Here is a 25178-nt window from a genome sequence, read left to right on the forward strand (position 1 = left end):
GCCGCGTGGCATCTTTTTGGGCAATATCGTCGCCGCAGTACGGATTCGGCGAACGGCCCGGTCTTCGCCGGGGCCGGCCCGGCTTCGGGACCGCACCGGCCCGGTCGGGAGCAGCTGCACCAAGAGGCCACCGGATGCCCGATTACCGGGCCGTGACCAGCAAACTTTGTGGCGGATCGGCTCGCTCGGCGCGTCACCGGTGAATATCTCGGCAGATCAACGGTTTCGGCGATCTCACTTCCGCCCTGCCATATCGGCACATTTTCCGATCGTGTCGGTGACCGGTGGCAGGCTGGACAGGTGCTCCTCGCAGCGATCGCGGCCACCTCGACGGAGGTGGGTGCACTGTCCTCCCGGCTGGCCAAGGTGACCCGGGTGGCCGCGACCCTGTCCGCGCTCGACTCGGCGGCCGATGCCGCGGTGGTGGTGGCGTGGCTGTCCGGGGAGTTGCCGCAGCGCCAGATCGGGGTCGGCTGGGCCGCGCTGCGCACCATGCCAGCACCGGCCGGCCTTCCCGCCCTGACGGTGGCGGCCGTGGACGCCGCATTCTCGGCGATCAAGGGACTGTCCGGACCCGGGTCACAGGCCCAGCGCGCCGATCGGCTGCGCGCCTTGTTCGGCGCCGCCACCGCCGAGGAACAGCAGTTCCTCCAGCGTCTGCTCGGCGGTGAGCTCCGGCAGGGTGCGTTGGCGGGGGTGATGGTCGACGCCGTCGCCAAGGCGGCGACGGTCCCGGTGGCCGCGGTGCGCCGGGCCGCGATGCTGGCCGGGGAGCTGCCGGTGGTCGCGGCGGCGGCGCTGACCGGCGGCGATCTCGGCCGGTTCACCCTGCAGGTGGGCCGCCCGGTCGGGCCGATGCTGGCCCAGACCGCGGTCTCGGTCCAGGATGCGCTCGACAAACTCGGCGGGACAGCGGTGTTCGAATCCAAACTGGACGGGGCCCGGGTGCAGGTGCACCGCGCCGGGGACACCGTGTCGATCTACACCCGCAGCCTCGACGACGTCACCGCCCGGTTGCCGGAGGTGGTGGCGGCGACGCTCGCGCTGCCGGTGAGCGAGTTGATCGCCGACGCCGAGGCCATCGCGCTGCGCCCGGACGGCCGGCCGCACCGTTTCCAGGTGACCGCGTCCCGGTTCGGTACCCGCTCGGCTGCGGGCGGCCGCGAGCCGCTGTCGGTGTTCTTCTTCGACCTGCTGCACCGGGACGGTACCGACCTGCTCGACGCCCCGATGACCGAGCGGCTCGCCGCGCTCGACGAGGTGGTTCCCGCGACGCAGCGCATGCAGCGGCTGACGGCATCGGACCCCGTTGCCGCACAGCAGTTCCTGGAGCGCACCCTGGCCGCCGGGCACGAGGGGGTGATGGCCAAGGATCCGGACGCCGGGTACGCGGCAGGCCGGCGCGGCGCGGCCTGGCTGAAGGTCAAGCCGGTGCACACCTTGGATCTGGTGGTGCTGGCCGTGGAGTGGGGGTCCGGCCGGCGCACCGGCAAATTGTCGAATATCCACCTCGGCGCCCGCGACCCGCAGACCGGCGGCTACCTGATGCTGGGCAAGACGTTCAAGGGCATGACCGACGCCATGTTGGCCTGGCAGACCCAGCGGTTCACCGAACTGGCCGACGGCCCGACCGACGGCTACCTGGTGCGGGTGCGGCCCGAGCAGGTGGTCGAGATCGCGTTCGACGGCGTGCAGGGCTCCACCCGCTACCCCGCCGGGATGACGCTGCGGTTCGCCCGGGTGCTGCGCTACCGCGACGACAAGTCCGCCGTCGAGGCCGACACGGTCGACACCGTCCGTGAACACTACGAACGCAACGGATGACCGGAAAGCCCCAATGTCGTGCGGGTGCGGTGTAAGGATTCAGAGCATGGCATCTCCCAGCGCCTCGGAACGCACTGAGGAACAGCGCGGCGACATCACCTTCGTGCGCACCGACAAGGATCTGCCGCCGGTGGCGATCATCGACCGGTCGCCGATCACCACCAAACACAAGGTGATCTTCGCGATCATCGCGGTCATCGGAGCGATCGCCTGGGCGATCGTCGCGTTCGTCCGCGGTGAGACGGTCAATTCGGTGTGGTTCGTCATCGCCGCGATCTGCACCTACATCATCGGCTTCCGGTTCTACGCCCGGCTGATCGAGATGAAGATCGTCAAACCGCGCGACGACCAGGCGACACCGGCCGAGATCTTCGAGAACGGCACCGACTACATGCCCACCGATCGGCGGGTGCTGTTCGGGCATCACTTCGCCGCCATCGCCGGCGCGGGCCCGCTCGTCGGCCCGGTGCTGGCCATGCAGATGGGCTATCTGCCGGGCACCATCTGGATCATCATCGGCGCGGTGGTGGCCGGCTGCGTGCAGGACTATCTGGTGCTGGCCATCTCCACCCGCCGCCGCGGACGCTCCCTGGGCCAGATGGCCCGTGACGAGCTGGGCACGTTCGGCGGCGCGGCCGCCATCGTGGGCGTGCTGGCCATCATGGTGATTCTGCTGGCGGTGCTCGCGCTGGTGGTGGTCAACGCGCTGGCCGAAAGCCCGTGGGGCGTGTTCTCCATCGCCATGACCATTCCGATCGCCCTGTTCATGGGCGTCTATCTGCGGTTCCTGCGACCCGGGCGGGTGTCCGAGGTATCGCTGATCGGTGTTGCGCTGCTGCTGCTGGCGGTCGTCTCGGGTGGTTGGGTCGCCGAAACATCGTGGGGTGCAGACTGGTTCACGCTGTCCAAGGTCGCGCTGTCCTGGTGCCTGATCATCTACGGATTCGCGGCGTCGGTGCTGCCGGTCTGGCTGCTGCTGGCCCCGCGGGACTATCTGTCCACGTTCATGAAGGTCGGCACCATCGCGTTGCTCGCGGTCGGCATCCTCATCGCCCAACCGGTGATGCAGGCGCCGGCGGTGTCGGACTTCGCCACCCGCGGCGACGGGCCGGTGTTCGCCGGTTCGCTGTTCCCGTTCCTGTTCATCACCATTGCCTGCGGTGCGCTGTCCGGGTTCCATGCGCTGATCTCGTCGGGAACGACGCCGAAGCTGGTGGAGAAGGAAAGCCAGATGCGGCTGATCGGTTACGGCGGCATGCTGACCGAGTCGTTCGTCGCGATCATGGCGCTCGTCGCGGCGGCCATCCTCAACCAGCACCTGTACTTCACCCTCAACGCGCCGACGGCCCAGACCGGCGGCACCGCGGAATCGGCCGCCGCTTACGTCAACGGGCTCGGACTGTCCGGCCCTGATATCACCCCCGAACAGATCACCCAGGCCGCGGAGGATGTCGGCGAGGAATCGATCGTTTCCCGGACCGGGGGCGCCCCCACCCTGGCGATCGGCATATCCGAAGTGCTGCACCAGGTATTCGGCGGGGCCGGCCTCAAGGCGTTCTGGTATCACTTCGCGATCATGTTCGAGGCGCTGTTCATCCTCACCACGGTCGACGCCGGCACCCGGGTGGCGCGCTTCATGCTGTCCGACGGCCTGAGCAACCTCGGCGGGCCGCTGCGCAAGCTGAAGGACCCGAGTTGGCGGATCGGGGCGTGGACCTGCAGCGTGCTGGTGGTTGCCGGGTGGGGCAGCATCCTGTTGATGGGGGTCACCGATCCGCTCGGCGGGATCAACACGCTGTTCCCGTTGTTCGGTATCGCCAATCAGCTACTGGCCGCGATCGCGCTGACCGTGGTGATGGTGGTGGTCATCAAGAGGGGCCTGCTGAAATGGGCGTGGATACCGGCGATTCCGTTGGTCTGGGATCTGCTCGTCACGCTCACCGCGTCGTGGCAGAAGATCTTCTCCGGTGATCCGCGGGTCGGGTACTGGACACAGCACTTCCTCTACCGCGCTGCGCAGGACTCCGGTGCCACGGGGTTCGGTGCGGCCAAGACTCCCGACGCGATCAGCGCCGTGGTGCGCAACACGTTCATCCAGGGCACCTTGTCGATCGTGTTCGCCTTGGTGGTGATCATCGTGTTTGTTGCCGGTGTGATCGTGTCCATCCGCGCGATACGGGGCACCGGGGCACCGACCGCCGAGGACGAGCCGGTGCCGTCACGCATCTTCGCGCCCTCGGGTCTGATCGCGACGTCGGTGGAGAAGGAGGTGCAGAAACAGTGGGACGAATTGCCGGCGGCGCACGCCAGGCCGCACGCCAAATCACCTGGTACGTCGGGACATTGATGGGCGATAACCACTATCGGCGGTATGTCGAGCTCCGCACCCGCACCCACCCGGGTGAGCCGGTGCCCACGGAGCGGGAGTACTGGAAGCTGCGGCACGCCGCCGCGGATGCCAACCCCGGCGCCCGCTGCTGCTGATCTCACTCTGGCGAGCGTGCGTGTCTGCACCCCAACACGCCGAAAGTTGGCACGAGTGTGCGCACGCTCGCCGCGGGTAATCAGCCCGTGACGCGGTACCGGATCGGTAGATGCTTGAGCCCGCCGACGAATGTCGTCGCCATGTGGGCCGGTTCGCCGGCCAACTCGACCGACTCCAGCCGGGGCAGCAGCGCGGAGAAGAAGCTGTTGATCTCCAGTCGGGCCAGCGCCGCACCCAGACAGAAGTGCACCCCGTAGCCGAAGGCGATGTGCTTGTTGGGATCCCGGCCGATGTCGAAGGTGAACGGCTCGTCGAACACCTCTTCGTCCCGGTTGCCGGACACGTACGACAGCAGCACCGCCTCCCCCGCCTTGATCCGGGTGCCGCGAATCTCGTAGTCCTGCTGCGCGGTCCGCATGAATTCCTTGACCGGTGTGGTCCAGCGGATCATCTCCTCGACGGCCAACGGCATCAGGCTCATATCGTTGCGCAACCGGGCCAGCTGATCGGGATGCTGCAGCAGGGCGGCCATCCCCCCGGAGATGCTCGCGCTGGAGGTGTCGTGCCCGGCGGCCGCCAGAATCGCGTAATACGACACGGTTTCGATGTCATCGAGCGGTTTACCGTCGATGGTGGCGTTGGCGACGGTGGACGCCAGGTCATCGGTCGGGTTGGCCCGCCGGGACGCGGTCAGTTCGGTGAAGTACTGGAACATCTCCAGCAGCGCACCCATGCTTTCTTCCATGGTGCCGCGCTGCAGTTCCTCGTCATCACTGCCGAACAGTTCCTGCGTCCAACGCAACATCGAGGCGAAGTCCGATTCCGGCACGCCCAGCAGCGTCATGATCATGTACAGCGGGTAGTTGACCGCCACCTGCTGGACGAAGTCACATTCCGGACCCTCGGCGGCCATCTTGTCGATGAACTGCACCGCCAGCTCGTCGGCGCGGTCCTTGAGAGCGCGCATCGCCTTGGGCCGGAACCAGTTTGCCCCGATCGCCCGGAAGTCACGGTGTTGCGGGTCGTCCATGTGGATCAGCGTCTTGATGCCGACCGCGGCCTGCTGCTCGTCGCCCTGCTTGGTGACCAGCACCGGGCGCGGCGAGTTGGTGAAGATGTCGTTGGCGCGTTCGATCTCCATGATGTCGGCGTGTTTGGTGATGGCCCAGAACGGGGCGTAGTCCTCGACCTCCACCCAGGACACCGGCGCGTTGGCCCGCAGGTGGGTCAGCGCGGCGTGCAGCCCGGCCTCATCGGTGTAGGCCTTCGGGTCCGCCAGCACCTTCGCGGCCTCGTCCATGGTCGGTGTACTCATTTCGGACTCCTCATCGTTTCCGGGTCGGCATGATCGACGACGCCCAGCGCGGACCGTGCCCGCTGCTCGTAGCCGTTGCGGGCGTCGGTGTCGAATTCCAAGAAGACCTTGTCGGTGCCGACCCGGCGGCCCACCCAGCGTCGGCCGCGCGGCCCGAGCAGGCCCAGCGGCCCGAGTACGAAGCGGATGCCGCCCGGCACCGTCACATGTGTCTTCGGTTTGTCGAGTGCCCGGACGATGGCCGCGGCGATGTCCTCGGGCTCCACGGGCCGGTTCGCCCTGGTCTCCGCGGTGCCGGTGATCAGCTCGGTGCGGGTGAACGGCGGCATCACCACGCTGACCTGGATGCCGCGGTCGGCGAACTCGTCGGCCATCGCGCTGGAAAAGCTGATCACCGCGGATTTCGTTCCGGCGTAGACGGTTTGACCGGGTACCGGCATCAGGCCCGCGAGTGAGGCGACGTTGATGATGTGACCGGCGCCGCGGTCGATCATCTCGGGCAACACCAATTGGCAGCCGGTGATCACCCCGTAGAAGTTCACCTCGATGGCCGAGCGCAGTGCCTGTACGGACTGGTCCAGCAGCCCGCCGATCGGCATCACGCCGGCGTTGTTGATCAGCACGTCGACGCGGCCATCCCCGTCGACGCGGGCCTGTTTCAGGAAGCTGGTGAACGACTCCCGGTCGGTGACATCGAGTGGGTGGCCGCTGACCCGGTCGCCGCCGAGCGTGGACACCGCGGCGTGTAGCGCCTCGACGTCACGGTCACCGATGATCACCCGGGCCCCGCGGTCGCGCAGCGCCCTGGCGGTGGCGTACCCGATGCCGCGGGCGGCGCCGGTGATCGCCACCGTCTTGCCACTGATTCTGTCCACACCGAACCTCTTCTCACCCATCAGCATTCACTGCATCTCGGCGCAACCGCACCTCATCGAGCACCGTCGCGATAGCGGACTCCGACATTCCGGCCGGGAATCCGGGCAGCACCCGGTCGATGGCCCCGGCGCAGCGTTGCACCAACGCGGTTGCCACATCCGGTAATTCGGCGACCACCGCGAAGGTCTGCAGCATCTCGTCGTCGAACAGGGTGGCCATGGTGTCCCACTCCCCCAGCCGGGACAACCGGTGCAGCTCGTCGTGCAGGTCGCCCCAGCTGTGCAAGTCCAACACCTTGCGGTAGGCGGGGGTGGATCCGTAGAAAGCCAGCTGTTTACGGTGTGCGGCCGCCGATGCGGAAAACTGCTCCTCGGTCTCGCCGGTCACCACGAACACCGGGCAGGACAACTCGAAGTCCGCCCGGGAACGCCCCGCAGCGTCCAGACCGGTCTGCAGCGCCGAGGCGGTCACCTCATCGAGGTAGCGGCGGGTGGTGAAGGCGTGCGCGATCAGGCCATCGGCGACCTCGCCGGCCACCCGGGTCATCAGATCGCCGACGGCAGAGACGAAGACCTTGGGCACCCCGTGCGGTTGCGGCTCCGGGGTGAACATCGGCGTCATCAGTTTGTGGCTGTAGAACTCACCCTCGAACTCCAGTCGTGATCCGTGCTGCCAGGTGTCCCAGATCGCGTGCACCGCGGCCACGAATTCGCGCATCCGCTTCGCCGGGTGGCTCCACGGCATGGAGAAGCGCTTCTCGATGTGGGCCTGCACCTGGGTGCCAAGCCCGAGGATGAATCGACCTTGGGCGTAGCTGTTCAGATCCCAGCCCAGCTGTGCGACGAGCATCGGATTGCGCGCGAAGGCCACCGCGATGCTGGTGCCCAGCTGCAGCCGCGAGGTGTGTTCGGCCGCCAACAGCAGCGGCAGGAACGGGTCGTGATTGATCTCCCCGGTCCAGCAGCCGTCGTAGCCCTGTTGCTCGATCTCGCGTGCCCGCGCCGGGACTGTGGTGAGGTCGCTCGGGATACCGCGATCGATGCTCAGCCGGGCGACATTACCCATGCGGGGGACGCTACAGTAAGCACTTCAGTATGGTCAACGAACCCACGACGGCCACCGAGAACAGGACTCCTGGATGACGAACACCCCCGACTGGCAGGAAACCCTCGACGATTTGGCGCGTCGTCGCGAGCACACCCTGGCCATGGGTGGACCCGACCGGGTCGCCAAGCATCGTGCCAAGGGCAAGCTCGACGTCCGGGCCCGCATCGACCGTCTCCTGGACCCTGGCAGCTTCCGCGAATTCGGCACCTTCGCCGGCGGCGAGATCGCCGCGGACGGCATCGTCACCGGCTCCGGGCTGATCAACGGATCCCCGGTCATGGCGGGCGCCGAGGACTTCACCACGCTGGCCGGCAGCATCGGCTCGACCGGTAACGCCAAGCGCTACCGGTTGGCCGAACTCGCGGTACGCGACAAGATCCCGCTGGTCATGCTGCTGGAGGGCGCCGGATTCCGGCCCACCGGAGCGCATTACGGCCGCACCCCCACCGATCTGATCGCCCAGGCGCAGTGCTCTGGCCGGGTCCCGACGGTGGCCGCCGTGCTCGGCCCGTCGGCCGGCCACGGCGCGCTGGTGGCGCCGGTCAGCGACTTCCGGATCATGAGCAGCCAGGGCGCCATCTTCACCGCCGGGCCGCCGGTGGTGCGGGAGTCCACCGGTGAGGACATCACCAAGGAGGATCTCGGCGGACCGAATGTCGCGCTGCGCAGCGGTGTCATCCACAACCACGCGGACACCGACGAGGGCGTCATCGACGACATCCGCCGTTACCTATCCTACTTTCCGTCCAGCGCATGGTCCTATCCCGAAGCGCTGCCCTTCGACGAGGACGCCGCCGGCCGGCCCACCCCGGAACTGCTGCAGATTATCTCCCGGGACAACCGGCGGGTCTACGACATGCGCTCGGTGCTCGACGTCATCTTCGACAACACCGACTGGTTCGAGGTCCAGCCGCAGTTCGGCAAGGCGATCATCTGCGCGCTGGCTCATCTGGGTGGCCACCCGGTCGCGGTGGTGGCCAATCAGCCCAATGTGCTGGCCGGGTCCATCGACGCGGATGCCGCGGACAAGGCCGCGCACTTCATCATGGTGGCGGATTCGTTCCACCTGCCGATCGTGTTTTTGGCCGACAACCCGGGCATGCTGCCGGGCAGCCGCTCCGAGAAGACCGGTGTGCTGCGGGCCGGGGCCCGGATGTTCGCCGCGCAGACCGCGGCGACGACGCTCAAGCTGCATGTCACGCTGCGCAAGGCCTACGGGTTCGGCTCGATGGTGATGTCGCTGTTGGGATTCGACAGCCAGGAGGCGACCTTCGCCTTCCCGGGCGCGACCATGGGCGCGATGAGCGCGGCCGCGCTGTCGAAGGCCTCGCACGCCGAGGCCGATCTGTCGGCTCAGCTGCGAGAGGCCGAACTGTCGGCGTCCTACCGATCCGCGGACCATCTCGGTTTCGACGAACTGATCGACCCGCGCGAGACCCGCGATCAGCTGCTGTCCGCGTTGACTCGTGGCCTGCGGACCCGGCAGGCCGCGGCGGAACCGGTGCAGCGCACGGTCATCCTCCCCTGACCGCGATTTGTGGAGTTCTCGTCGGATTGGTTCCGACGAAAACTCCACACGTCACCGCGCGAGTGCGTGTGCGATCTGCGCAATGACGCGATCGGGGTACTCGGTGAGGTCCAGCCAGGTGAATCGCAGGACCTGGAAGCCGGCCAGAATCAGAGAATTCTGCCGCACCCGGTCATGATGGAAGTCGTCCGCGCCACTGTGAAACGCAAAGCCGTCGACTTCCAGGATCAGCTTCGCATCGGGAAACGCGTAATCGACCTTGTACCCCGCTACCCGGTGGTTGGCCTTCCAGCCGGTGATACCCGCCTGGCGAAGGAGCCTCGCGAGCACACGTTCCGCCGCGGATCGGGTTCCGTCCTCCGCGGCCCTCAGCAAGCGCCGCGCGGCCGGTGCGCCATGGCGGCCCTTGTTGTTGAGGTGGGCCTTCCACAGCGCGGGTAGTTCGACGTGCCGTTGCAACGCAGCGTCCATCAGCTTCGCACCCCCACCGCGACGAACGGCGGCTTCGACCACCGTCAGCGGCAATGCCGTCACCCGCAGATCATCTCGTTCGACCACCTCGGCAGGATCGAGATCGCGACGACGCAACCTGGTACCGGGCTGGAGACGCAGCCGGCAGTCCCGCGGCACAGTCACTTCGACGATCTCGGGAGCGAACTGCGTGAGGCGCTGCCACCAGGCCCCGGTCAGACCGCTCGCGACGGCTCGGTGACCGTAAGCCCACACCCCCGCCCGAATCCGCGCCCTGTCGGTGAATTCGCGGTCGTCCGCGAAGAACACACCACGAGCGCACTGTCGCCACGCGCCGGTGCGCACCCGGTAGTGCACATCGTCCCGCCCGAGACCGACGTCGTGTGCCTGGGCCAAGGTGATGACGCCGTCATGGTCGCGCAGTAGGTCTGCCAGCACACTGAATTGGACGCAGCATCCCGCCGATCGGTTCCCACATCGCGGTTTGTGGAGTTCTCGTAGGAATGGTTCCGACGAGAACTCCGCAACTCGCTAGGTGGCGCGGTAGGCCTCGACGATCGGTTCGAGCTCGTCCGGGGTCGCGCCGTGCATGATGACCGCGTCCGCACCGTAGTCGAACTCCTTGCGGATCCGGTCGACGCACTGCTGGGATGAGCCGGTCGCCGACGGTTCCAGCCACTCGTCGGGAATGAGCGTGGCGATGTGCTCGATCTGCTCGGCGGTGCCCTTGTGGTCGATACCGCCACCGATGGACTGCACCACGGTGTCGTCGCGGAAGCGTTGCAGCACAGCGGGATCCCACCCGTTGGTGTTGACCAGCAGATCGCCGTACCCTTGCAGGTAGGTGGCCAGCCGCGCGACGGTCTTCTTCAGCCGCAGCTCCTCGGGCAGGTGGTCGCCGACGGTGGCGAAGCAGGACCACACCCGCACGTCATCGGGATTGCGGCCGGCCTGTTCGGCGGCCTCCTTGACCGTCTTCACCGCGCGCTGCAACGTCTCCGGGGTGAAGTAGGTGTGCAGGATGACATCGTCGAACTCCCGGCCTCCGAGCGCCAGCGTCCGCGGCCCGAACGCCACGATCGCCAGCCGGATGTCCTCGTTGAAATCGGGGTCCAGGAACAGCAGCTGGTACTTACCGATCGGGCCGTCGTGGTTGAAGATCAGCTCGCCGTGCCACAACCGGCGCATCACCTGCGCGAAATCCTCCATCTGCGCCGTCGTCACCGCCGGCACGCCGAAGGCCCCGTACATCGCCGCGATACCCCGACCGAGCCCGAGCGTGAACCGGCCACCGGACAGCCGGTGCATGGTGGTGGCCCACGACCCGGTGATGAGCGGATGGCGGGTGTTGTGATTGGTTGCCGCGGTGGCGATCTGCATCCGATTCGTCACGGCCAGGGCCGCGCCGGTGAGCGACGACGCCTCCTTGACGTTCCAGCGTTCGGAGATGAATCCGGTGCCGAAGCCGAGTTCCTCGCCGCGCCGGGCCTCGTCCATCAGCGTGGCCGGCCCCTCGCCGCCGGCTCCCGCCAGCAGGTAGTAGCCCAGCTCATCGAGCACACGGGTTTCATCTCGGCTCACGCCCACACTCCTTGTTTGTAGCCACAGTTCCAGACCTCGGTGATCCGCCCGTCGATCACCCGGAAGATCTCCATGCTGGCGATGGTCGTTTCGGTACCGTCCGTCAGCTTCATCGGCGACTGGTACACGATCGCCACGTGTTCGCCGTCGTCCCCGGCGACGACCAGGTTGAGGTCGAACCGGATGCGCTCGAACATCGCCCAATGGTCCACCACCCGGTTGACCGCCTCGGCGTGGGTGAGCACCTTCACCTCGCCGACGTCGTGGCGGGTGACGGTGTCCCCCAACAGTTCGTCGGCCAGCGCGAAATCGCGCTCGTTCCACACCACCAGGTTGTACTGCTCCACGACCTCACGGGCGGTCCTCACGAGAATTCCTCAAGCGCTGCAACGTCTTCGATGGCGGCGACGGCCCGGTCTATCAGGGTGATGCAGAGTTGTCGCGAGCGTTCGGGCACCACATCCCAGGTGAGCAGCGCGACCACCGGCATGAACAGCAGCAGTGCGACGCCGAAACGATAGTCCCGCCAGGCGTCGTCGAACCCGTAGTCGGTGACGCCGCGACTCTCCAGCGCGGCGACGTACCCGCGGACCAGTGCTTCGTCCTTGCCCCGGCGCACCGACGTCGGCACTCCCTGGCTCACCAGGTAAGCGATATCGGCGGCACCCGCACCCCGCACCGCAAGCTGGAAATCGACGATCTTGAGCTCGTCGCCCCGGAAGAACAGGTTGTCCGCGCGGATGTCACCGTGCAGCAGCATCGTCCGTCCCGACAGGGCGTTCAACGCCTGGGGCGCCAACTCGGCGAACCGTTCGGCGAACCGCGCCACCGCGGGCGGCACCGACTGACTCGTCTTCTCCAGGTAGAGCTGCCAGCCAGGGGTGAACGCCGGCAGGAACAGGTCGCGGGTCAGCGGGTTGTCGATGTTCGGAAAATCCGGCAGGCCAACGGCGTGTGGGTTGTGCACTGACCAGGCATGCAGGTCGGCCAGCGCTGCGATACACAGCTCGGCGCGTTCGACGGACAACCCGGCCAGGTGGTCGGCGTTGTCCCAGTCGCGCAGATCCTCCAGCACCAGGACGAAGGTGTCACCGTCGATACGCGCGATATGGCAGGCGGGAGTGGAGATCGGCGCCGCGGGTGCGATGTGGCGGTAGAACGCCAGCTCCCTGCGGTATCCGCCGAGCAGTTCCATCCCGCCGCGTGCCTCCGATTCCGCGGGCAGCTTCACGATGACCGACGCCGGCAGGCCCGCATCACCGTTCAGCCCCAACCGATACAGCCGAGCCGAGAATCCGGTGTCCTCGGCGATCCGTTCGGCCTGCACCGAGGTGACGGTCGCCGACCCGGGTAGCGCGTCGGTGAGCCACCCCGCGGTGATCTCCTCGATGGCCGACGGGACCGCCACGGGTACAGCGGGTGATGTCATCGGTGACCTCCGCACAAATTTGACGCTCAACAACTAAGTTAGTTGTCGAGCGTCTAATATGCAAGAGTGTCCGAGCGCCTCACCCAGCATCAGCGTGTGGAACAGTCTTCGCGCAGGCTGTTGCAGGCCGCCGCCGAGCTGATCGTCGAAAAGGGATGGGAGGCAACCACCGCCGCGGACATCGGGCGGCGCGCCGGCTACAGCAGAGCGATGGTGCACGCCCGCTACGGCAGCAAGGACGCCATCCTGGAGGCGTTCCAGCAGGTTTACGTGGCGCGACTGAATCCGGATCCCGAACCCGGTACCACCGGACTACACCAGGTGCTCGCCCACTTCGACCGGGTGCGGGAGATCCACGCCGAGGACGCCTCGGTGACGCGGGCCATGTTCGTCTCCGCCTTCGAAGCCGTGAAGACGAGCTCACCCCTTCGCGCAGGGGTCCGCGAGCAACTCAGCGGTGCCGCGAAGAAGGTGGCCGCCGGCGTACGCGCCGGGATCGCCGACGGATCACTGCGGCCGGACATCGATGCCGACGCGGCGGTACGCGATATCACCGGATCGATCTTCGGTATCGCTTTCCAGTGGGTGGTGCTCCCCGAGGAACACGACCTCGATCACGAGATCACCTGCGTGCGGGCACGCATCATCTCGGACTACGGCAGCTAGTGGTCTGTCTGTGAATTAATCTGGTAGTTTGTAGTATGCCTGTTATGACAGCTGTCGCGTTGCCGGTCAGTGATGCGCAGCGTGCGGAGTTGGAGCGGATGGCGGCCTCGACGTCGTTGCCGCATCGGCAAGTGGTGCAGGCGCAGGCGCTGCTGTGGGCTGCTGACGGGGTGGCTAACGAGCAGATCGCGCGGCGCAGCGGTGTGGACTCGGACACGGTGCGGCGCTGGCGTTCCAGGTTCGCCCAGGAGGGGATCGAGGGGGTGGGCCGGATCGCCAAAGGGCGTGGACGTAAGTCGAGTCTGCCGGCGGGCACGGTCGAAGAAGTATTGAGGCTGACCCATCAGGGGCGACCTGCCGACGGCTCGACGCATTGGAGTACCCGCACGTTGGCTGCCCGGGTCGGGATCGGCAAGGACTCGGTGGCCAAGATCTGGGCCGATCACAAGCTCAAGCCGTGGAAGGTCGAAACCTTCAAGGTCAGCAACGATCCGCGGTTTGAGGAGAAGCTGGTCGATGTCGTTGGGCTGTACATGAATCCACCCGCGCGGGCGGTGGTGTTCAGCTTCGATGAGAAAACCCAGTGCCAGGCGTTGGACCGTACTCAACCATCGTTACCGATGAAGGCCGGCCGCGCCGGAACCATGACCCATGACTACAAGCGCAACGGCACCATCGACTTGTTCGCCGCGATGAACGTCGCTACCGGCGAGGTCCTGACCGACCTGCGCAAAGGCCACACCGGTGCGGACGTGTTGCGGTTCTTCAAGCAGATCGACGCCAGCGTCGCGCGTGGACTCTCTGTACACGTCGTTCTGGATAACCTGTCAGCGCATTCCACGCCTGAGATCGCGAAGTGGTTGGCGCACAAGGATCGTCGCCGCTGGCACATGCATCCCACCCCGACCTCGAGCTCGTGGCTGAACCTGATCGAGCGATGGTTCAAAGAACTCACCGACAAACGTTTGCGCCGCGGAACCTTCACCAGCGTCGCCGAACTCTCCGAAGCCATCATCGCCTGGGCCACCCATTGGAACGCCGATCCCAAACCCTTCATCTGGAAAGCCCCCGCCGAGGACATCATCACCAAAGTCCGACGCGGCAGAGCCTCTCTCCACCAGGTCAATACGCAGACGGACCACTAGGCCGTGTCTGATAAATGCGGTAGCCAAAGTGTGATGGCCCTTAGGACTGCTCCGCCGCGGTAAACGATGGCGAGTTTGTCGTAGCGGGTGGCCAGACCGCGCCATTGCTTGACGACGTTGAAGTTGCGTTCGATGACGTTGCGGCCCTTGTAGTCTTCGGCATCGAAGGCTGGTGGTCGCCCGCCTTGGGTGCCACGACGTTTGCGGTGGCCGATCTGATCGGACGGTTCGGGAATGACTGCGACGATCCCTCGTCGTCGCAGCCGCTGTCGAGTCGCTCGGCTGGAATAGGCCTTGTCGCCACGCAGGCGATCAGGCCGCGTGCGTGGCCGCCCTCGACCGCAGCGCTCGACTTTCAGGTGGGCGAGCAAATGCTCCAGAACCGGTCCGTCGTTGGCTTGGCCAGCGCCCACGAGCACGACTAACGGTCGTCCGTAGCCGTCGACGAGGTGATGGATCTTGCTGGTCAGTCCGCCGCGGGAGCGGCCAATGGCGTGGTCAGGCGGCTCGCTGGCCAGATTTGTGTAATTCGACCCAGCCCCCTGTGTCACGGGTGATGTTCGTGGCATGTTGATGAGCACGGGCGATCGTGGAATCCACCGACACCGACCAATCGATGATCCCGGCTTCGTCGGCGGCAGCCAGCAACCGCGCCAACACCGCATCCCAGGTGCCCTCTGCGCTCATCCTTCGATGCCAGGTCCAGATCGTCTGCCACGGCCCAAACGCCTCGGGAACGTCGCGCCAGGCGATGCCGCACCGGTACCGGTAGATGATCCCCTCGAGCATCTGGCGGGCATCCCGAAAAGGCCTGCCCTTCTTACCTGTCCGAACAGGAAGAAGCTCTTCAATCAACGACCATTGAGCATCGGTGAGCAGCTGGAACCGCGACATGGCCTAAGTCTCAGCCGAAACACCCGAAATATTTGTCAGACACGCCCTAGCCGAGCAGGAAGAGCTCGGTGGCGGCCTGCACTGCTCCGGAGAACAGCTGCCCGACATGACTGCCGTCATGCCAGTGCAGTTCACCACCCCAACGCTCGTGCATCGCCAGCGCCGAACTGCGCATGGCCATCTGATCGTGCCAGGCGCCCACGATCAGCCGCCGGTCGGTGACCGGTGAGGTAGCCAGCGGATCGATCACCGACGTCATGGCCGACACGGTGTCGGACAGCAACTGCTCACCTGCGCTGCGGCCGGGCCGACCCCACCGGCCCAGATGCAATCCGATCATCGCGTTGAGCCCCAGGATCGGGGTGTACAACGCCACCGCACCGACGCGGGTGTCCAGGTGGGACACCAGCGCGGCGACCGCACTGCCCAGCGACAACCCGGACACCGTCACCGATTCCGAATCGGTTGCCAGCCATCCGATCAGCGCCCGCACCTCGGACACCACCCGCATCGTCCCTGCCACGTTGGCCAACGGATCCCGCGCCGGATACTCGGGCCATTCCCGCCGCCGCGCACCGTGCCCGGGCTGCACCGGGAGCGCCACGTTGAAACCCAGCGCATCCAGCCTGCGCACCCGCGCCACCATGAGATCCATCGGATCGCCCTGTCCGGCACCATGGATCCAGACCACCCAGGGACGCTGTTCGCCACGCCGGTACAACCGCACCCGCGCCGTCGCCACCCCTGCGTGGCCGTCGGCCAGCAGCGACTGCGGCAGTGCGGGCGTGTGTTCGAAGCTGAGTTCCTCGAACTGCAGTGCGCCGAAGCTACGGGCCTCGATCCCGGCGACCTGCAGCGGCTCCGGGTCGCGATGCGCCCCGGCGATCCCCAGCGCCCCGAGTTCGTCAGCGGCATCGCCGTAGGCCGCCAGTGGGCGCGGCAGCTGTGGGGGCGGGCCGGTCAATGTCATCCCGGTGACCACCAGCTCATCGAGCGCGACCTCACCGAGTTGCCGTAACCCCCTTCGCGACAGGCTGTTCCAGTCGCCGGATTCGTTGAGCGCGCCGACCGAACGCGGCAGCACCCCGCCGAGTTCCCATGCGATCTGGATGGCTCTACGCAAGGGTGAATCCTCGATAGCCGCTGGCCGCGATCTCGTCGCAGCGCCGTCGGTACTCCGGGATTCCCGCGGTGTACCCCATGTACATCCGCTTCTTGCCGGGCACGTTCGCGCCGTTGTACCAGGAGTCGCACGACGGGTGCACCAGCACCGTCGCCGCCACCAGCGAGGTGGCGTGCTCGATCCATTCGCGCTGCGCGTCGGTCTGGGCGTCGATGGTCCGGTAGCCATGTTCGCGCAGATGGCCGATGCAGTCCGCGATCCACTCGATGTGCTGTTCCATGGCTGCGACGAAGTTCGTTGCCGCCGAGGGACTCCCCGGACCCTGCACGGTGAACAGATTGGGAAACCCGGCCACGGCCAGACCGAGATAGGACAGTGGCCCTTCCTCGGCCCAGTAGTCACCGAGCAGCGCGCCGTCACGGCCGCGCACCTTCATCTTGCTCAGCGCGCCGGTCATGGCGTCGAACCCGGTGGCGTAGATGATGACGTCCAGGTCGATATCGCGCCGCTCGGTGGAGATGCCGGTCGGCGTCACCGAGCGGATCGGGTTCTCACGCAGGTCCACCAGCGTCACATTGGCGCGGTTGAAGGTCTCGTAGTAGCCCTGATCGATGATCGGGCGCTTGCAGGCGAACGGGTGGGTGGGCACCAGGGCGGCGGCGGTGTCGGGATCGGTCACGATGCGCGCAATCGCCTCGCCGTACAGCGCGGTGGCCATCCGATTGGCTTCGATATCGAAGAAGACGTCGCCCCAGTTGAGCGCGCCCATCACACCGCGTTCTTCGATGGCGCGCAGTTGTTCGTCTCGGGTTGCCGACGTGATCGGCGGGCTGGCCAGCATGTCCAGCAACACCGAGAACGCAGAAAGCCGGGCCGCGCCGACCGGGTGTTCCCTCTGGGCCGCGCGGATATTCGCATAGTCGGCCTTCAGGTCATCCAGTTCACCCGGGGCGAAGGCGCGCACGGTCCACGGCAGTGTGAAGGCCGGCGAGCGCTGAAGGACGACGAGCTCGCCGGCCTGCCGGGCGATCACCGGTATCAGCTGCACGCCGGTCGATCCGGTGCCGATGACACCGACCCGCTTGCCGGTCAGATCGACGGGGTCGGCCGGCCATCGGCTGGTGAACAGCGATTCGCCGGCGAAAGAAGCGATCCCGGGGATGTCCGGTTCCAGCGGGACCGACAGAATGCCCGTCGCGGCGACCACGAACTGCGCCTCGTAGGTTTCGCCGTCGGCCACGTCCAGCCGCCAGACCGCGTCGTCCTCGTCGAAGGTCATGCCGAGCACCTCGGTGCCGAAGCAGATGTCGCGACGCAGGTCGAGGCGGTCGGCGACGAAATTGAGATAGGCCTCGATCTCCGGCTGGGCCGGCATGGATTCGGTCCACACCCACTCCTGCTGAATCTCCTCGGAGAAGCTGTACGAGTATTCGATGCTCTCGATATCGCAACGGGCACCCGGGTAGCGGTTGACCAGCCAGGTGCCGCCCACCGCATCGGCCTTTTCCAGAACCGTTACCCGCAGGCCCTGTTCGCGCAGTGTGTGCAGTGCGTACAGCCCGGAGAACCCGGCACCGACGACGATGACGTCATAGCCGCGCATGGTGTCGCTCCACGTAGAACTCCGCGGCCCGGGCAATGGCTTCGGTCGCCGGCCGCGGCTGCCAGCCGAGCTCGCGGGTTGCCTTCGAATGATCCAGCGGCGAGGTGTGGTCCAGCAGTCGCACCGAGGCGAGCGTCACGGGTGTGTCGCGACGCAAGACCCTGCCGAGCAATTCACCGGTGGCTCCGACCGCGTAGAGCAACTGCACCGGCAGGCCGATGCGCGGCGCGCGTGCACCCACTGCGTGTGCCGCGGTGGCGAACAACTCACGCTGACTGATGTAACGCTCGGAGACGATGTAGCGCTCCCCCACCGTGCCGTGGTCGGCGGCCAACACCAGCGCCTCGGCGGCATCCTCGACGCCGACGACCTCCGAGCCGACACCGTCGATGTAGACCGGTACCCGCCCCAACGCCGCGGCCGCGATCATCGCGCCGTGCGGGGTGGGCTGCCAGTCGCGCGGACCGTACGTGTTGGACACGCACATCGCGACGGCGGGCAGCGCCCGCTCGTGGGCATAGCTCAGCACGAGATCCTCGGCCTGGCGCCGTGATTCGACATACGGGCCGCCGAGGCCCGGCCAGTTGAACGGGTCGTCCTCGGTGGCCGCCCTGCCGTCGTCCCCGACGGCCACAGCGCCGATGGTGCTGGTGAAGACGAATTTGGGCAACCCGGACGCGACCGCGATGTCCAGCACACCGCGCAGGCCCTCGACGTTGGTGCGGAACAGTGGGGCCGGATCGCGCAGCCAGGCCCGGGTGTCCACCACGCAGTAGAAAACCGCGTCGCATCCGTGCATCGCGATGTGGACCGCCTCGGTGTCGAAGATGTCGCCGAAGTGGCGGTCCACGTCGAGATCCTCGATGGCTCGCGTGGAACTGCTGTCCCGCAACAGCACCCGCACGCGGTCGCCACGTTCCACGAGCTTGCGGGTGACATGGGAGCCCAGAAAGCCGCTGGCACCCATCACCAGCACGGTGCGCCGCTCGGTCACCGCAGGCTACTTCGCCTGGGTGAAGCGCAGGATGGTCCTGGTCAGGTGCAGGCTGGTGATCACCCAGCCACCGTCGCGTTTCTCGTAGGTCTCGTGGTAGTGCCCGGCACCGAAAAGCTCACCGCCATTGGCAAACAACAGCAGATCCTCCATCGCCCAGATGGCCGACGCGGTGGTGTCCGAGGTGAGGTCGATCTCCGGGGTGTGCACGTGATGCTTGGTCTGCGCGTGCTCGACTCCGCCCAGCACCACCGGCACGAACTCGTCGAGTCCGTTCAGATCGGGTGCGGTCTGACCGTCGGCGCCACCGGTCGAGATCGCCATGTCCAGCTTCACCACGACATCAGGTGCGAACAACGCCTTCCACGCCTCGTAATCCTTGGTGTCCAGGAACCGGCAGTACCGTGCCTTGAGCCGGCGGATCGCCTCATAGTCATCCATGTCAGAACTGTGCCATTCCGTTGTCGATGGACAGTGCCACCGCACTGATGTGGCGGGCCTCATCGGAGGCCAGCCACGCCACCGACGCGGCGATGTCCTCGGGTTCGGCCATCCAGTTCGGGGTGAACGGGGTACCCATCTGCACCAGCGGCGGGTTGGTCTCGAATGCCTTGCCGAGCGCGCCGACCATGTCTCCGGTGCCCATCGCGGTGTTCACCGGCCCGGGATGCACGCTGTTCACCCGGATGTGGTGCTTGCCGAGCTCGGCGGCGAACGCACGCGCCATCCCGGTGACGGCGTGCTTACTGGCGGTGTAATGCACCATGAAGGCCTGCATCTTCACGCCCGCAAGCGAACTCACCAGGATGATCGAGCCGCCCCTGCCGCCGTCGATGATGTGCTGGGCGCCGGCCATCACCGTGTTCCAGGTGCCGGTGACGTTGATGTCGATGGTGTCGCGGAAGGACTCCGGGGTGATGTCGTGCCAGGCCTCTGGGATGGTGATGCCGGCGTTGGCGACGATCACATCGAGGCGGCCGAGTTCGGCGACCCCGTCGTCGACGGCGGACTTGAGGCCCTCGTAGTCACGCACGTCCACGGCGCGGTGAAAGATCCGACGCCCGGTGGCCTTGACCAGATCGACCGTTTCGGCGAACTCATCGGAGGTGGCCGACAGATACGGCACCTTGGGCGGAAGCGGACCGGCGATGTCGACGGCAATGATGTCGGCACCTTCGTTGGCCATCCGGACCGCATGAGCACGGCCCTGGCCACGCGCGGCGCCGGTGATGAAGGCGACTCTGTCGGTCAACAACCCTGGCATCGTGCTCCTTTGCATTTCACGGCTCTTGCGGACGATACTACTGTAAGCTGTTCAGTAGCAGGTCCGGATCTGGAAGGTGCTCCCGTGGAGGTTCCGTTCACCTGGAAGGTCACCGGCTGGTTCATGATCGGCTGGTCCGCCGAGTTCATCGCCGGGGAGACCCGTCCGTTGCGTTACTTCGGTGAGGATCTGGTGGCCTGGCGCGATCTGGACGGCGCGCTGCACCTGATGGAAGGCCACTGCAAACACCTCGGCGCCCATCTGGGCCACGGCGGCAAGATCGTCGGCGACTGCGTCGAATGTCCCTTCCACGGGTGGCAGTGGGGACCCGACGGCACCAACCGCTACATCCCGTATCAGCCCGACAAGCCCAACCGCGGCCTGCGACTGCGCACCTATCCGATCGCCGAACAGCACGGCTGCGTGTTCATGTGGTTTCAGCCGCACGGTGAGCCGCCGCAGTGGGAACTGCCCGATATCTTCGACAAGTTCCCGCAGTTCCCGACCGATCCCGACGCGTTCTACCGCCCCTACCCCGAATTCTCCCGGTTCGCTGAGAACGAGCCGGTGCATCCGCAGATCGTCGCCGAGAACGGCCCGGACAGTGCGCATTTCCGCTATGTGCACCGCGCCACGGTCACCCCGGTCTGCCTGGACTGGAAGGTCGTCGACCACGAGTGGCAGTTCCTGACCGGCTGGCCCGACGCCCGCAGCGATGATCCCGACAAGATGTCGCTCTACATCCACAGCCACTTCTCCGGGCTGGGTTTCGCGATCAGCGCCTTCGAGGGCGCAGCCGAGCACCGGCTGATCTTCGCCTGCACCCCGGTCGATGACCAGGTGTCCAACATGTTCTATTCGATCTGGTGGCCCAAGGTGCCCGGCGACACCTCCGACATCCCACCCGAGGATGTCCGCAAGCGCGTCGAGAAGCAGTATCTGGTGACGGTCTGGGACGATCTCGACATCTGGCGCTACCAGAAGTACATCGAGCGGCCGTCGCTGTCCAAGATCGACGCCAAACCGTATATGGCCATGCGTAAGTGGGCGACGCAATTCTATGAGGTACCGCCGGTCGGTACACCGGTATGACGACAGCGGTCATCACCCAGGAACTCCAGGGTGCGGTGGTCGGCCCGAACGCCGGTCTGGCCATGCTGGCGGACGAGGCCCGTCGGGTGGCACTGCCCAATATCGGCCGGCTGCTGCCGGCGGCCCGCGCCGCAGGCCACCACGTCGTGCACTGTCTGGTGCAGCGCCGGCCCGACGGACTGGGGTCCAATCACAACGCCCGCCTGTTCGCCGCGGGCAAGCGCTCCGTCGACATCACCCCCGGCAGTGACGGCGCCACCCTGCTACCCGAATTCGGGCCGGAGCCAGCAGATCTGGTGTTGTCACGCTGGCACGGCCTCGGGCCGATGGGCGGCACCGATCTGGATGCGATCCTGCGCAATCTCGGCGTCAGCACCATCGTGGCCGTCGGGGTCTCGCTCAACATCGCCATCCCCAATCTGGTGATGGATGCCGTCAACGCCGGCTACCGGGTGGTGCTCCCCCGGGACGCGGTCGCCGGTGTCCCCGCCGAATACGGCGAGGCCGTCATCGACAACAGCCTGGCCCTGCTGGCCACCATCACCACCACCGCCGAACTCATCGAAGACTGGAGCGTCCATGGCTGAGGGTTCCCCGATGTTCACCGTATCCGCCGTGGCAGAGGCCGTCGCCGCAGCCATACCTGACCGCACGCTGGTGGCCCAGGGTGAACGCCGCTACAGCTACCGCCACATCGTCGACCGGTCGACCCGGCTCGCCGCGTACCTGCATGCGCAGGGTCTGGGTTGCCACACCGACCGCGATGCGCTCGCCGGACACGAGGTGGGCCAGGACCTGCTCGGCATCTACGCCCACAACGGGCCAGAGTTCGTCGAGGGCATGCTCGGCGCGTTCCGGGCCCGGGTGGCGCCGTTCAACGTCAACTACCGCTATGTGAAGAACGAATTGCAGTATCTGCTGGCCGATTCCGAGGCCTCCGCGCTGTTGTATCACGCCGCGTTCGCGCCACGGGTCGCCGAGATATGCGACGAGTTGCCGCATCTGAAGGTGCTCATCCAGATCGCCGACGGGTCGGGCAATACCCTGCTCGACGGTGCCGTGGACTACGAGTCGATCGTCACCGCCGAGGCCCCCGCGCCGCCGGTGCAGCCCTCCCCTGACGATCTCTACGTCCTCTACACCGGCGGCACCACCGGCATGCCCAAGGGCGTGTTGTGGCGCCAGCACGACATCTTCATGACCGCATTCGGCGGCCGCAACATGATGACCGGCGAGCGGGCCGGATCGGTCGAGGAGATCGTCGGCCGGGTCGTCGAAAACCCGGGTACCAAGCTGCTGATCTTGCCGCCGCTGATCCACGGCGCCGCGCAGTGGGCCGCGATGACGGCGATCACCACCGGGCAGACGCTGGTGTTCCCGAGCATCGTCGAGCGTTTCGACACCGATGACGTGGTCCGCACCATCGAGCGCGAGCAGGTGCTGGTGGCCACCGTGGTCGGCGACGCGATGGCCCGCCCGCTGCTGGCCGCCCTCCAGTGCAGCCTGCGCGACGGCAGTGCGGATATCTCCAGCCTTGCCGTGGTCGCCAATGGTGGCGCGCAACTCACCCCGCATGTGAAGCAGCAGTTGATCGACGCCAAACCCGGGCTCATCGTGATCGACGGTGTCGGTTCGTCGGAGACCGGTGCGCAGATGAGCCACATGTCGGCCCCCGGTGCAGTGTCGACCGGCACCTTCAACGCCGGGCCGGACACCTGTGTGGTGGCAGAGGATTTCGCGTCGATTCTGCCGCCGGCCCACGACGGCCTCGGCTGGCTGGCCCAGCGTGGCTTCGTGCCGCTCGGCTACAAGGGCGACGCCGCCAAGACCGCGAAGACGTTCCCGGTGATCGACGGTATCCGGTTCGCCATACCGGGTGATCGTGCCCGCCACCTGGAGAGCGGCGCGGTCGAACTGCTGGGCCGGGACTCGGTCACCATCAACTCCGGCGGGGAGAAGGTCTTCGCCGAGGAGGTGGAGTCCGCCATCGCCTCGCATCCCGCGGTTGCCGACGTGGTGGTGGCCGGCCGCCCCAGCGAGCGATGGGGCTCCGAGGTGGTCGCGGTCGTCGCACTCGCCGACGGTGCCCGCGCCGACGCCGAGGACCTCATCCGGCACGCCGAAAGTTCCATCGCACGTTACAAGTTGCCGAAGGCGGTGGTGTTCCGCCCGGTGATCCAGCGCAGCCCGGCCGGGAAGGCCGATTACCGCTGGGCACGCGAGCAGGCGTGCCTGGGCGAGCGAAGCGCCGGCAAATAGGTCAGCGGTTCCTGAGCCGGCGCCGGGTACGCCGCCGGGCCATGTTCAAGGTCACGTCGGCGTACATCTGCATCCCGCGACGGAACGGCGGTGCCGCCGATCCGGTCATGCTGAACGGAAGATCGGTGCCCACCACCGTGCGCTGATGGCTGAAGGCGTCGAATCCCGCCTTCCCGTGATAGGCACCCATGCCGCTGCGACCGACACCACCGAACGGTGCAGCTGACGGAATCATCTGCGCGGCAAAATCATTGCGTGCCACACCGCCGCTTCGGGTATTGCGCAGAAAGGTCCGGAAGCTGTCGCCATCCGGGCCGAACCAATAGGCGACCAGCGGCGCCGGACGCGCGTTGATGTGGTCGATCACCTCCCCGAGCGCCGAGTAGCCCAGCACCGAGAGCACCGGCCCGAAAATCTCCTCCGACGCGATGGCCATCCGCTCGTCGACACCACGGACGACGGTCGGCGCGATCTTGCGAGTCGCGCGATCCGGCAGTGACTCGCCGGCCGGGACCACCGATTCCACGGTGGCGCCTCGATCGCGCGCGTCGTCGATCAGTGCGACCACCCGATCGAAGTTGGCCTCATTGACACTCGAGCAGTAGTCGTCATTGCCGATGATGCTGGGGAACATGCCCACCCAGGTCCGCCGGACGGTGTCGACGAACTGCGCCACGCTGCGATCGGGGACAAACACGTAATCCGGGCAGACACAGACCTGACCGCCGTTGACCATGCGGGCCTGCGCGATCCGGATCGCCGAGCGCTCTATGTCCGCAGCGGGGGCCACCACGACGGGATTCTTGCCGCCCAGTTCCAGGGTCACCGGAACCAGGTTCTCCGAGGCGGCGCGCTGCACCAGCGATCCCACCGACGGAGAGCCGGTGAAGAACAGGTGGTCGAACGGCAACCGGGAGAACTCGGCGGCCACCTCGGGCCCACCGGTCACCACGGCGAGTTCGGTGTCCTCGAAGTACTTCGGGGCCAGTGTCGCCACCAGTTCCGCGGTGCCCGAGGTGACCTCGGACATCTTGATCATCACCCGGTTTCCCGCGGCGAAGGCCGCCGAAGCGGGTAGCACCACGAGGTTGAGCGGGAAGTTCCACGGACCGATGATGCCGACGACGCCCAGTGGAGCCGGCTCGACCTCGGCGCGAAGCCCGGCCACGCGCGCCGCCCGCATCAGCTTGGTGGCCTTCATCCATTGCGGCACATGAGCCCTGGTGTGTTCGATCACCGGAATGATGCCGACGACCTCGGTGAACAGCGATGCCGCACGTGAGCGGGTGCCGAAGTCGGCGGCCATCGCGTCGACGAACGCGTCGGTGTTGTCCAGCACCAGCGCCAACAGCCGGTCGATGCGGTTGCGGCGCAGTGCCACGCTCGGCGGGCCGGCGGCGATGAACGCCCGCCGTTGACGTTCCAGCAGAGCCCGCGCGTCGACCTCGTGCGCGATGCGCTGGTCGGATGTGCTCATTTCCTGAACTCCCTCCGGTAGTCCTCACGGTAACACGGGACGTGT

23 protein-coding genes are annotated in these 25178 nt (G+C 66.8%); 9 read left to right on the plus strand and 14 right to left on the minus strand.

Annotation, left to right across the window (positions count from 1 at the left end; translation table 11 throughout):
* The first annotated feature begins 300 nt into the window (after positions 1-300).
* The 3 genes from EXE63_RS04640 to EXE63_RS04650 are packed head-to-tail and all read left to right on the plus strand — an operon-like array spanning position 301 to position 4308.
* Positions 301-1824 carry an ATP-dependent DNA ligase gene (locus EXE63_RS04640; protein WP_168141004.1) on the plus strand — a complete coding sequence of 508 codons (1524 nt, stop codon included), beginning with the start codon at positions 301-303 and terminating at the stop codon, positions 1822-1824.
* A gap of 46 nt (positions 1825-1870) precedes the next feature.
* Entirely contained in the window at positions 1871-4171 is a 2301-nt protein-coding gene (locus EXE63_RS04645; RefSeq protein ID WP_168141005.1) for a carbon starvation CstA family protein, read from the plus strand.
* A complete protein-coding gene (locus EXE63_RS04650) occupies positions 4171-4308 on the plus strand; it encodes a YbdD/YjiX family protein (protein ID WP_276006930.1) in 138 nt (45 codons plus the stop codon). Before EXE63_RS04645 ends, EXE63_RS04650 begins: the two co-directional genes overlap by 1 nt.
* 80 nt (positions 4309-4388) lie before the next feature.
* On the opposite strand, the gene EXE63_RS04655 is transcribed toward EXE63_RS04650, so the two are convergent.
* Genes EXE63_RS04655 through EXE63_RS04665 form a run of 3 tightly spaced genes read right to left on the minus strand, consistent with a single transcriptional unit; the run spans position 4389 to position 7565 of the window.
* A complete protein-coding gene (locus EXE63_RS04655; protein WP_168141007.1) occupies positions 4389-5624 on the minus strand; it encodes a cytochrome P450 in 1236 nt (411 codons plus the stop codon).
* Positions 5621-6499: an SDR family oxidoreductase gene (locus EXE63_RS04660; protein ID WP_168141008.1), complete on the minus strand. Its 879-nt coding sequence runs from the start codon at positions 6497-6499 to the stop codon at positions 5621-5623. Before EXE63_RS04660 ends, EXE63_RS04655 begins: the two co-directional genes overlap by 4 nt.
* A gap of 13 nt (positions 6500-6512) precedes the next feature.
* Positions 6513-7565 carry an LLM class F420-dependent oxidoreductase gene (locus EXE63_RS04665; RefSeq protein WP_168141009.1) on the minus strand — a complete coding sequence of 351 codons (1053 nt, stop codon included), beginning with the start codon at positions 7563-7565 and terminating at the stop codon, positions 6513-6515.
* A gap of 73 nt (positions 7566-7638) precedes the next feature.
* Here EXE63_RS04665 and EXE63_RS04670 point away from each other — a divergent pair, with 73 nt between their 5' ends.
* Positions 7639-9135 carry an acyl-CoA carboxylase subunit beta gene (locus EXE63_RS04670; RefSeq protein ID WP_168141010.1) on the plus strand — a complete coding sequence of 499 codons (1497 nt, stop codon included), beginning with the start codon at positions 7639-7641 and terminating at the stop codon, positions 9133-9135.
* 51 nt (positions 9136-9186) lie between these two features.
* Here the strand turns inward: EXE63_RS04670 and EXE63_RS04675 are convergent, their stop codons facing one another.
* The 4 genes from EXE63_RS04675 to EXE63_RS04690 form a co-directional block, all read right to left on the minus strand.
* Positions 9187-10044: an endonuclease domain-containing protein gene (locus tag EXE63_RS04675; protein WP_168141011.1), complete on the minus strand. Its 858-nt coding sequence runs from the start codon at positions 10042-10044 to the stop codon at positions 9187-9189.
* 93 nt (positions 10045-10137) lie between these two features.
* Positions 10138-11103, minus strand: coding sequence for a TIGR03857 family LLM class F420-dependent oxidoreductase (locus EXE63_RS04680; protein ID WP_234904691.1), 966 nt, complete (start codon positions 11101-11103; stop codon positions 10138-10140).
* 80 nt (positions 11104-11183) lie between these two features.
* On the minus strand, positions 11184-11561 hold the full coding sequence (locus EXE63_RS04685) for a nuclear transport factor 2 family protein (RefSeq protein ID WP_168145400.1): 378 nt from the start codon (positions 11559-11561) through the stop codon (positions 11184-11186).
* The gene (locus EXE63_RS04690; RefSeq protein ID WP_210000272.1) at positions 11552-12616 is read right to left on the minus strand and encodes a phosphotransferase; all 1065 of its coding nucleotides are present in this window, start codon (positions 12614-12616) and stop codon (positions 11552-11554) included. Before EXE63_RS04690 ends, EXE63_RS04685 begins: the two co-directional genes overlap by 10 nt.
* A 96-nt stretch (positions 12617-12712) precedes the next feature.
* On the opposite strand from EXE63_RS04690, the gene EXE63_RS04695 reads away from it, so the two are divergent.
* The gene (locus tag EXE63_RS04695) at positions 12713-13282 is read left to right on the plus strand and encodes a TetR/AcrR family transcriptional regulator (RefSeq protein ID WP_234904362.1); all 570 of its coding nucleotides are present in this window, start codon (positions 12713-12715) and stop codon (positions 13280-13282) included.
* A 44-nt stretch (positions 13283-13326) separates the two neighbouring features.
* Positions 13327-14427 (plus strand): IS630 family transposase, encoded by a 1101-nt coding sequence (locus tag EXE63_RS04700; RefSeq protein WP_168140352.1) that lies wholly within the window; start codon positions 13327-13329, stop codon positions 14425-14427.
* On the opposite strand, the gene EXE63_RS04705 is transcribed toward EXE63_RS04700, so the two are convergent.
* The 6 genes from EXE63_RS04705 to EXE63_RS04730 form a co-directional block, all read right to left on the minus strand.
* Positions 14424-15321, minus strand: a protein-coding gene (locus EXE63_RS04705; protein ID WP_436277741.1) for an IS5 family transposase whose coding sequence is annotated in 2 segments (ribosomal slippage) — positions 14424-14936 and positions 14938-15321 — 897 coding nt in all. Because the reading frame shifts where the segments join, the coding sequence is not laid out codon by codon here. The two genes, EXE63_RS04700 and EXE63_RS04705, sit on opposite strands and share 4 nt — an antisense overlap.
* Positions 15322-15367: 46 nt before the next feature.
* Positions 15368-16444 carry a PHB depolymerase family esterase gene (locus EXE63_RS04710; RefSeq protein ID WP_234904363.1) on the minus strand — a complete coding sequence of 359 codons (1077 nt, stop codon included), beginning with the start codon at positions 16442-16444 and terminating at the stop codon, positions 15368-15370.
* Positions 16437-18047 (minus strand): flavin-containing monooxygenase, encoded by a 1611-nt coding sequence (locus EXE63_RS04715; protein ID WP_168141014.1) that lies wholly within the window; start codon positions 18045-18047, stop codon positions 16437-16439. The genes EXE63_RS04710 and EXE63_RS04715 overlap by 8 nt, the downstream gene beginning before the upstream one ends.
* Positions 18034-19041, minus strand: coding sequence for an NAD-dependent epimerase/dehydratase family protein (locus tag EXE63_RS04720; protein ID WP_234904364.1), 1008 nt, complete (start codon positions 19039-19041; stop codon positions 18034-18036). The genes EXE63_RS04715 and EXE63_RS04720 overlap by 14 nt, the downstream gene beginning before the upstream one ends.
* A 6-nt stretch (positions 19042-19047) precedes the next feature.
* On the minus strand, positions 19048-19482 hold the full coding sequence (locus EXE63_RS04725) for a nuclear transport factor 2 family protein (RefSeq protein WP_168141015.1): 435 nt from the start codon (positions 19480-19482) through the stop codon (positions 19048-19050).
* Position 19483: 1 nt separating this feature from the next.
* Entirely contained in the window at positions 19484-20305 is an 822-nt protein-coding gene (locus tag EXE63_RS04730; RefSeq protein ID WP_168141016.1) for a mycofactocin-coupled SDR family oxidoreductase, read from the minus strand.
* Between the two features lie 84 nt (positions 20306-20389).
* Here EXE63_RS04730 and EXE63_RS04735 point away from each other — a divergent pair, with 84 nt between their 5' ends.
* Genes EXE63_RS04735 through EXE63_RS04745 form a run of 3 tightly spaced genes read left to right on the plus strand, consistent with a single transcriptional unit; the run spans position 20390 to position 23656 of the window.
* Positions 20390-21397 carry an aromatic ring-hydroxylating oxygenase subunit alpha gene (locus EXE63_RS04735; protein ID WP_168141017.1) on the plus strand — a complete coding sequence of 336 codons (1008 nt, stop codon included), beginning with the start codon at positions 20390-20392 and terminating at the stop codon, positions 21395-21397.
* Positions 21394-21984: a cysteine hydrolase family protein gene (locus tag EXE63_RS04740; RefSeq protein WP_168141018.1), complete on the plus strand. Its 591-nt coding sequence runs from the start codon at positions 21394-21396 to the stop codon at positions 21982-21984. Before EXE63_RS04735 ends, EXE63_RS04740 begins: the two co-directional genes overlap by 4 nt.
* Before the next feature lie 10 nt (positions 21985-21994).
* On the plus strand, positions 21995-23656 hold the full coding sequence (locus tag EXE63_RS04745) for a medium-chain acyl-CoA ligase Mig (RefSeq protein WP_436277742.1): 1662 nt from the start codon (positions 21995-21997) through the stop codon (positions 23654-23656).
* Position 23657: 1 nt separating this feature from the next.
* Here the strand turns inward: EXE63_RS04745 and EXE63_RS04750 are convergent, their stop codons facing one another.
* The gene (locus EXE63_RS04750; protein ID WP_168141020.1) at positions 23658-25133 is read right to left on the minus strand and encodes an aldehyde dehydrogenase family protein; all 1476 of its coding nucleotides are present in this window, start codon (positions 25131-25133) and stop codon (positions 23658-23660) included.
* Between the last annotated feature and the right edge of the window lie 45 nt (positions 25134-25178).

It is taken from the genome of Mycolicibacterium frederiksbergense, from assembly GCF_012223425.1.
In the GTDB taxonomy this organism is placed as follows: Bacteria; Actinomycetota; Actinomycetes; order Mycobacteriales; family Mycobacteriaceae; genus Mycobacterium; species Mycobacterium frederiksbergense.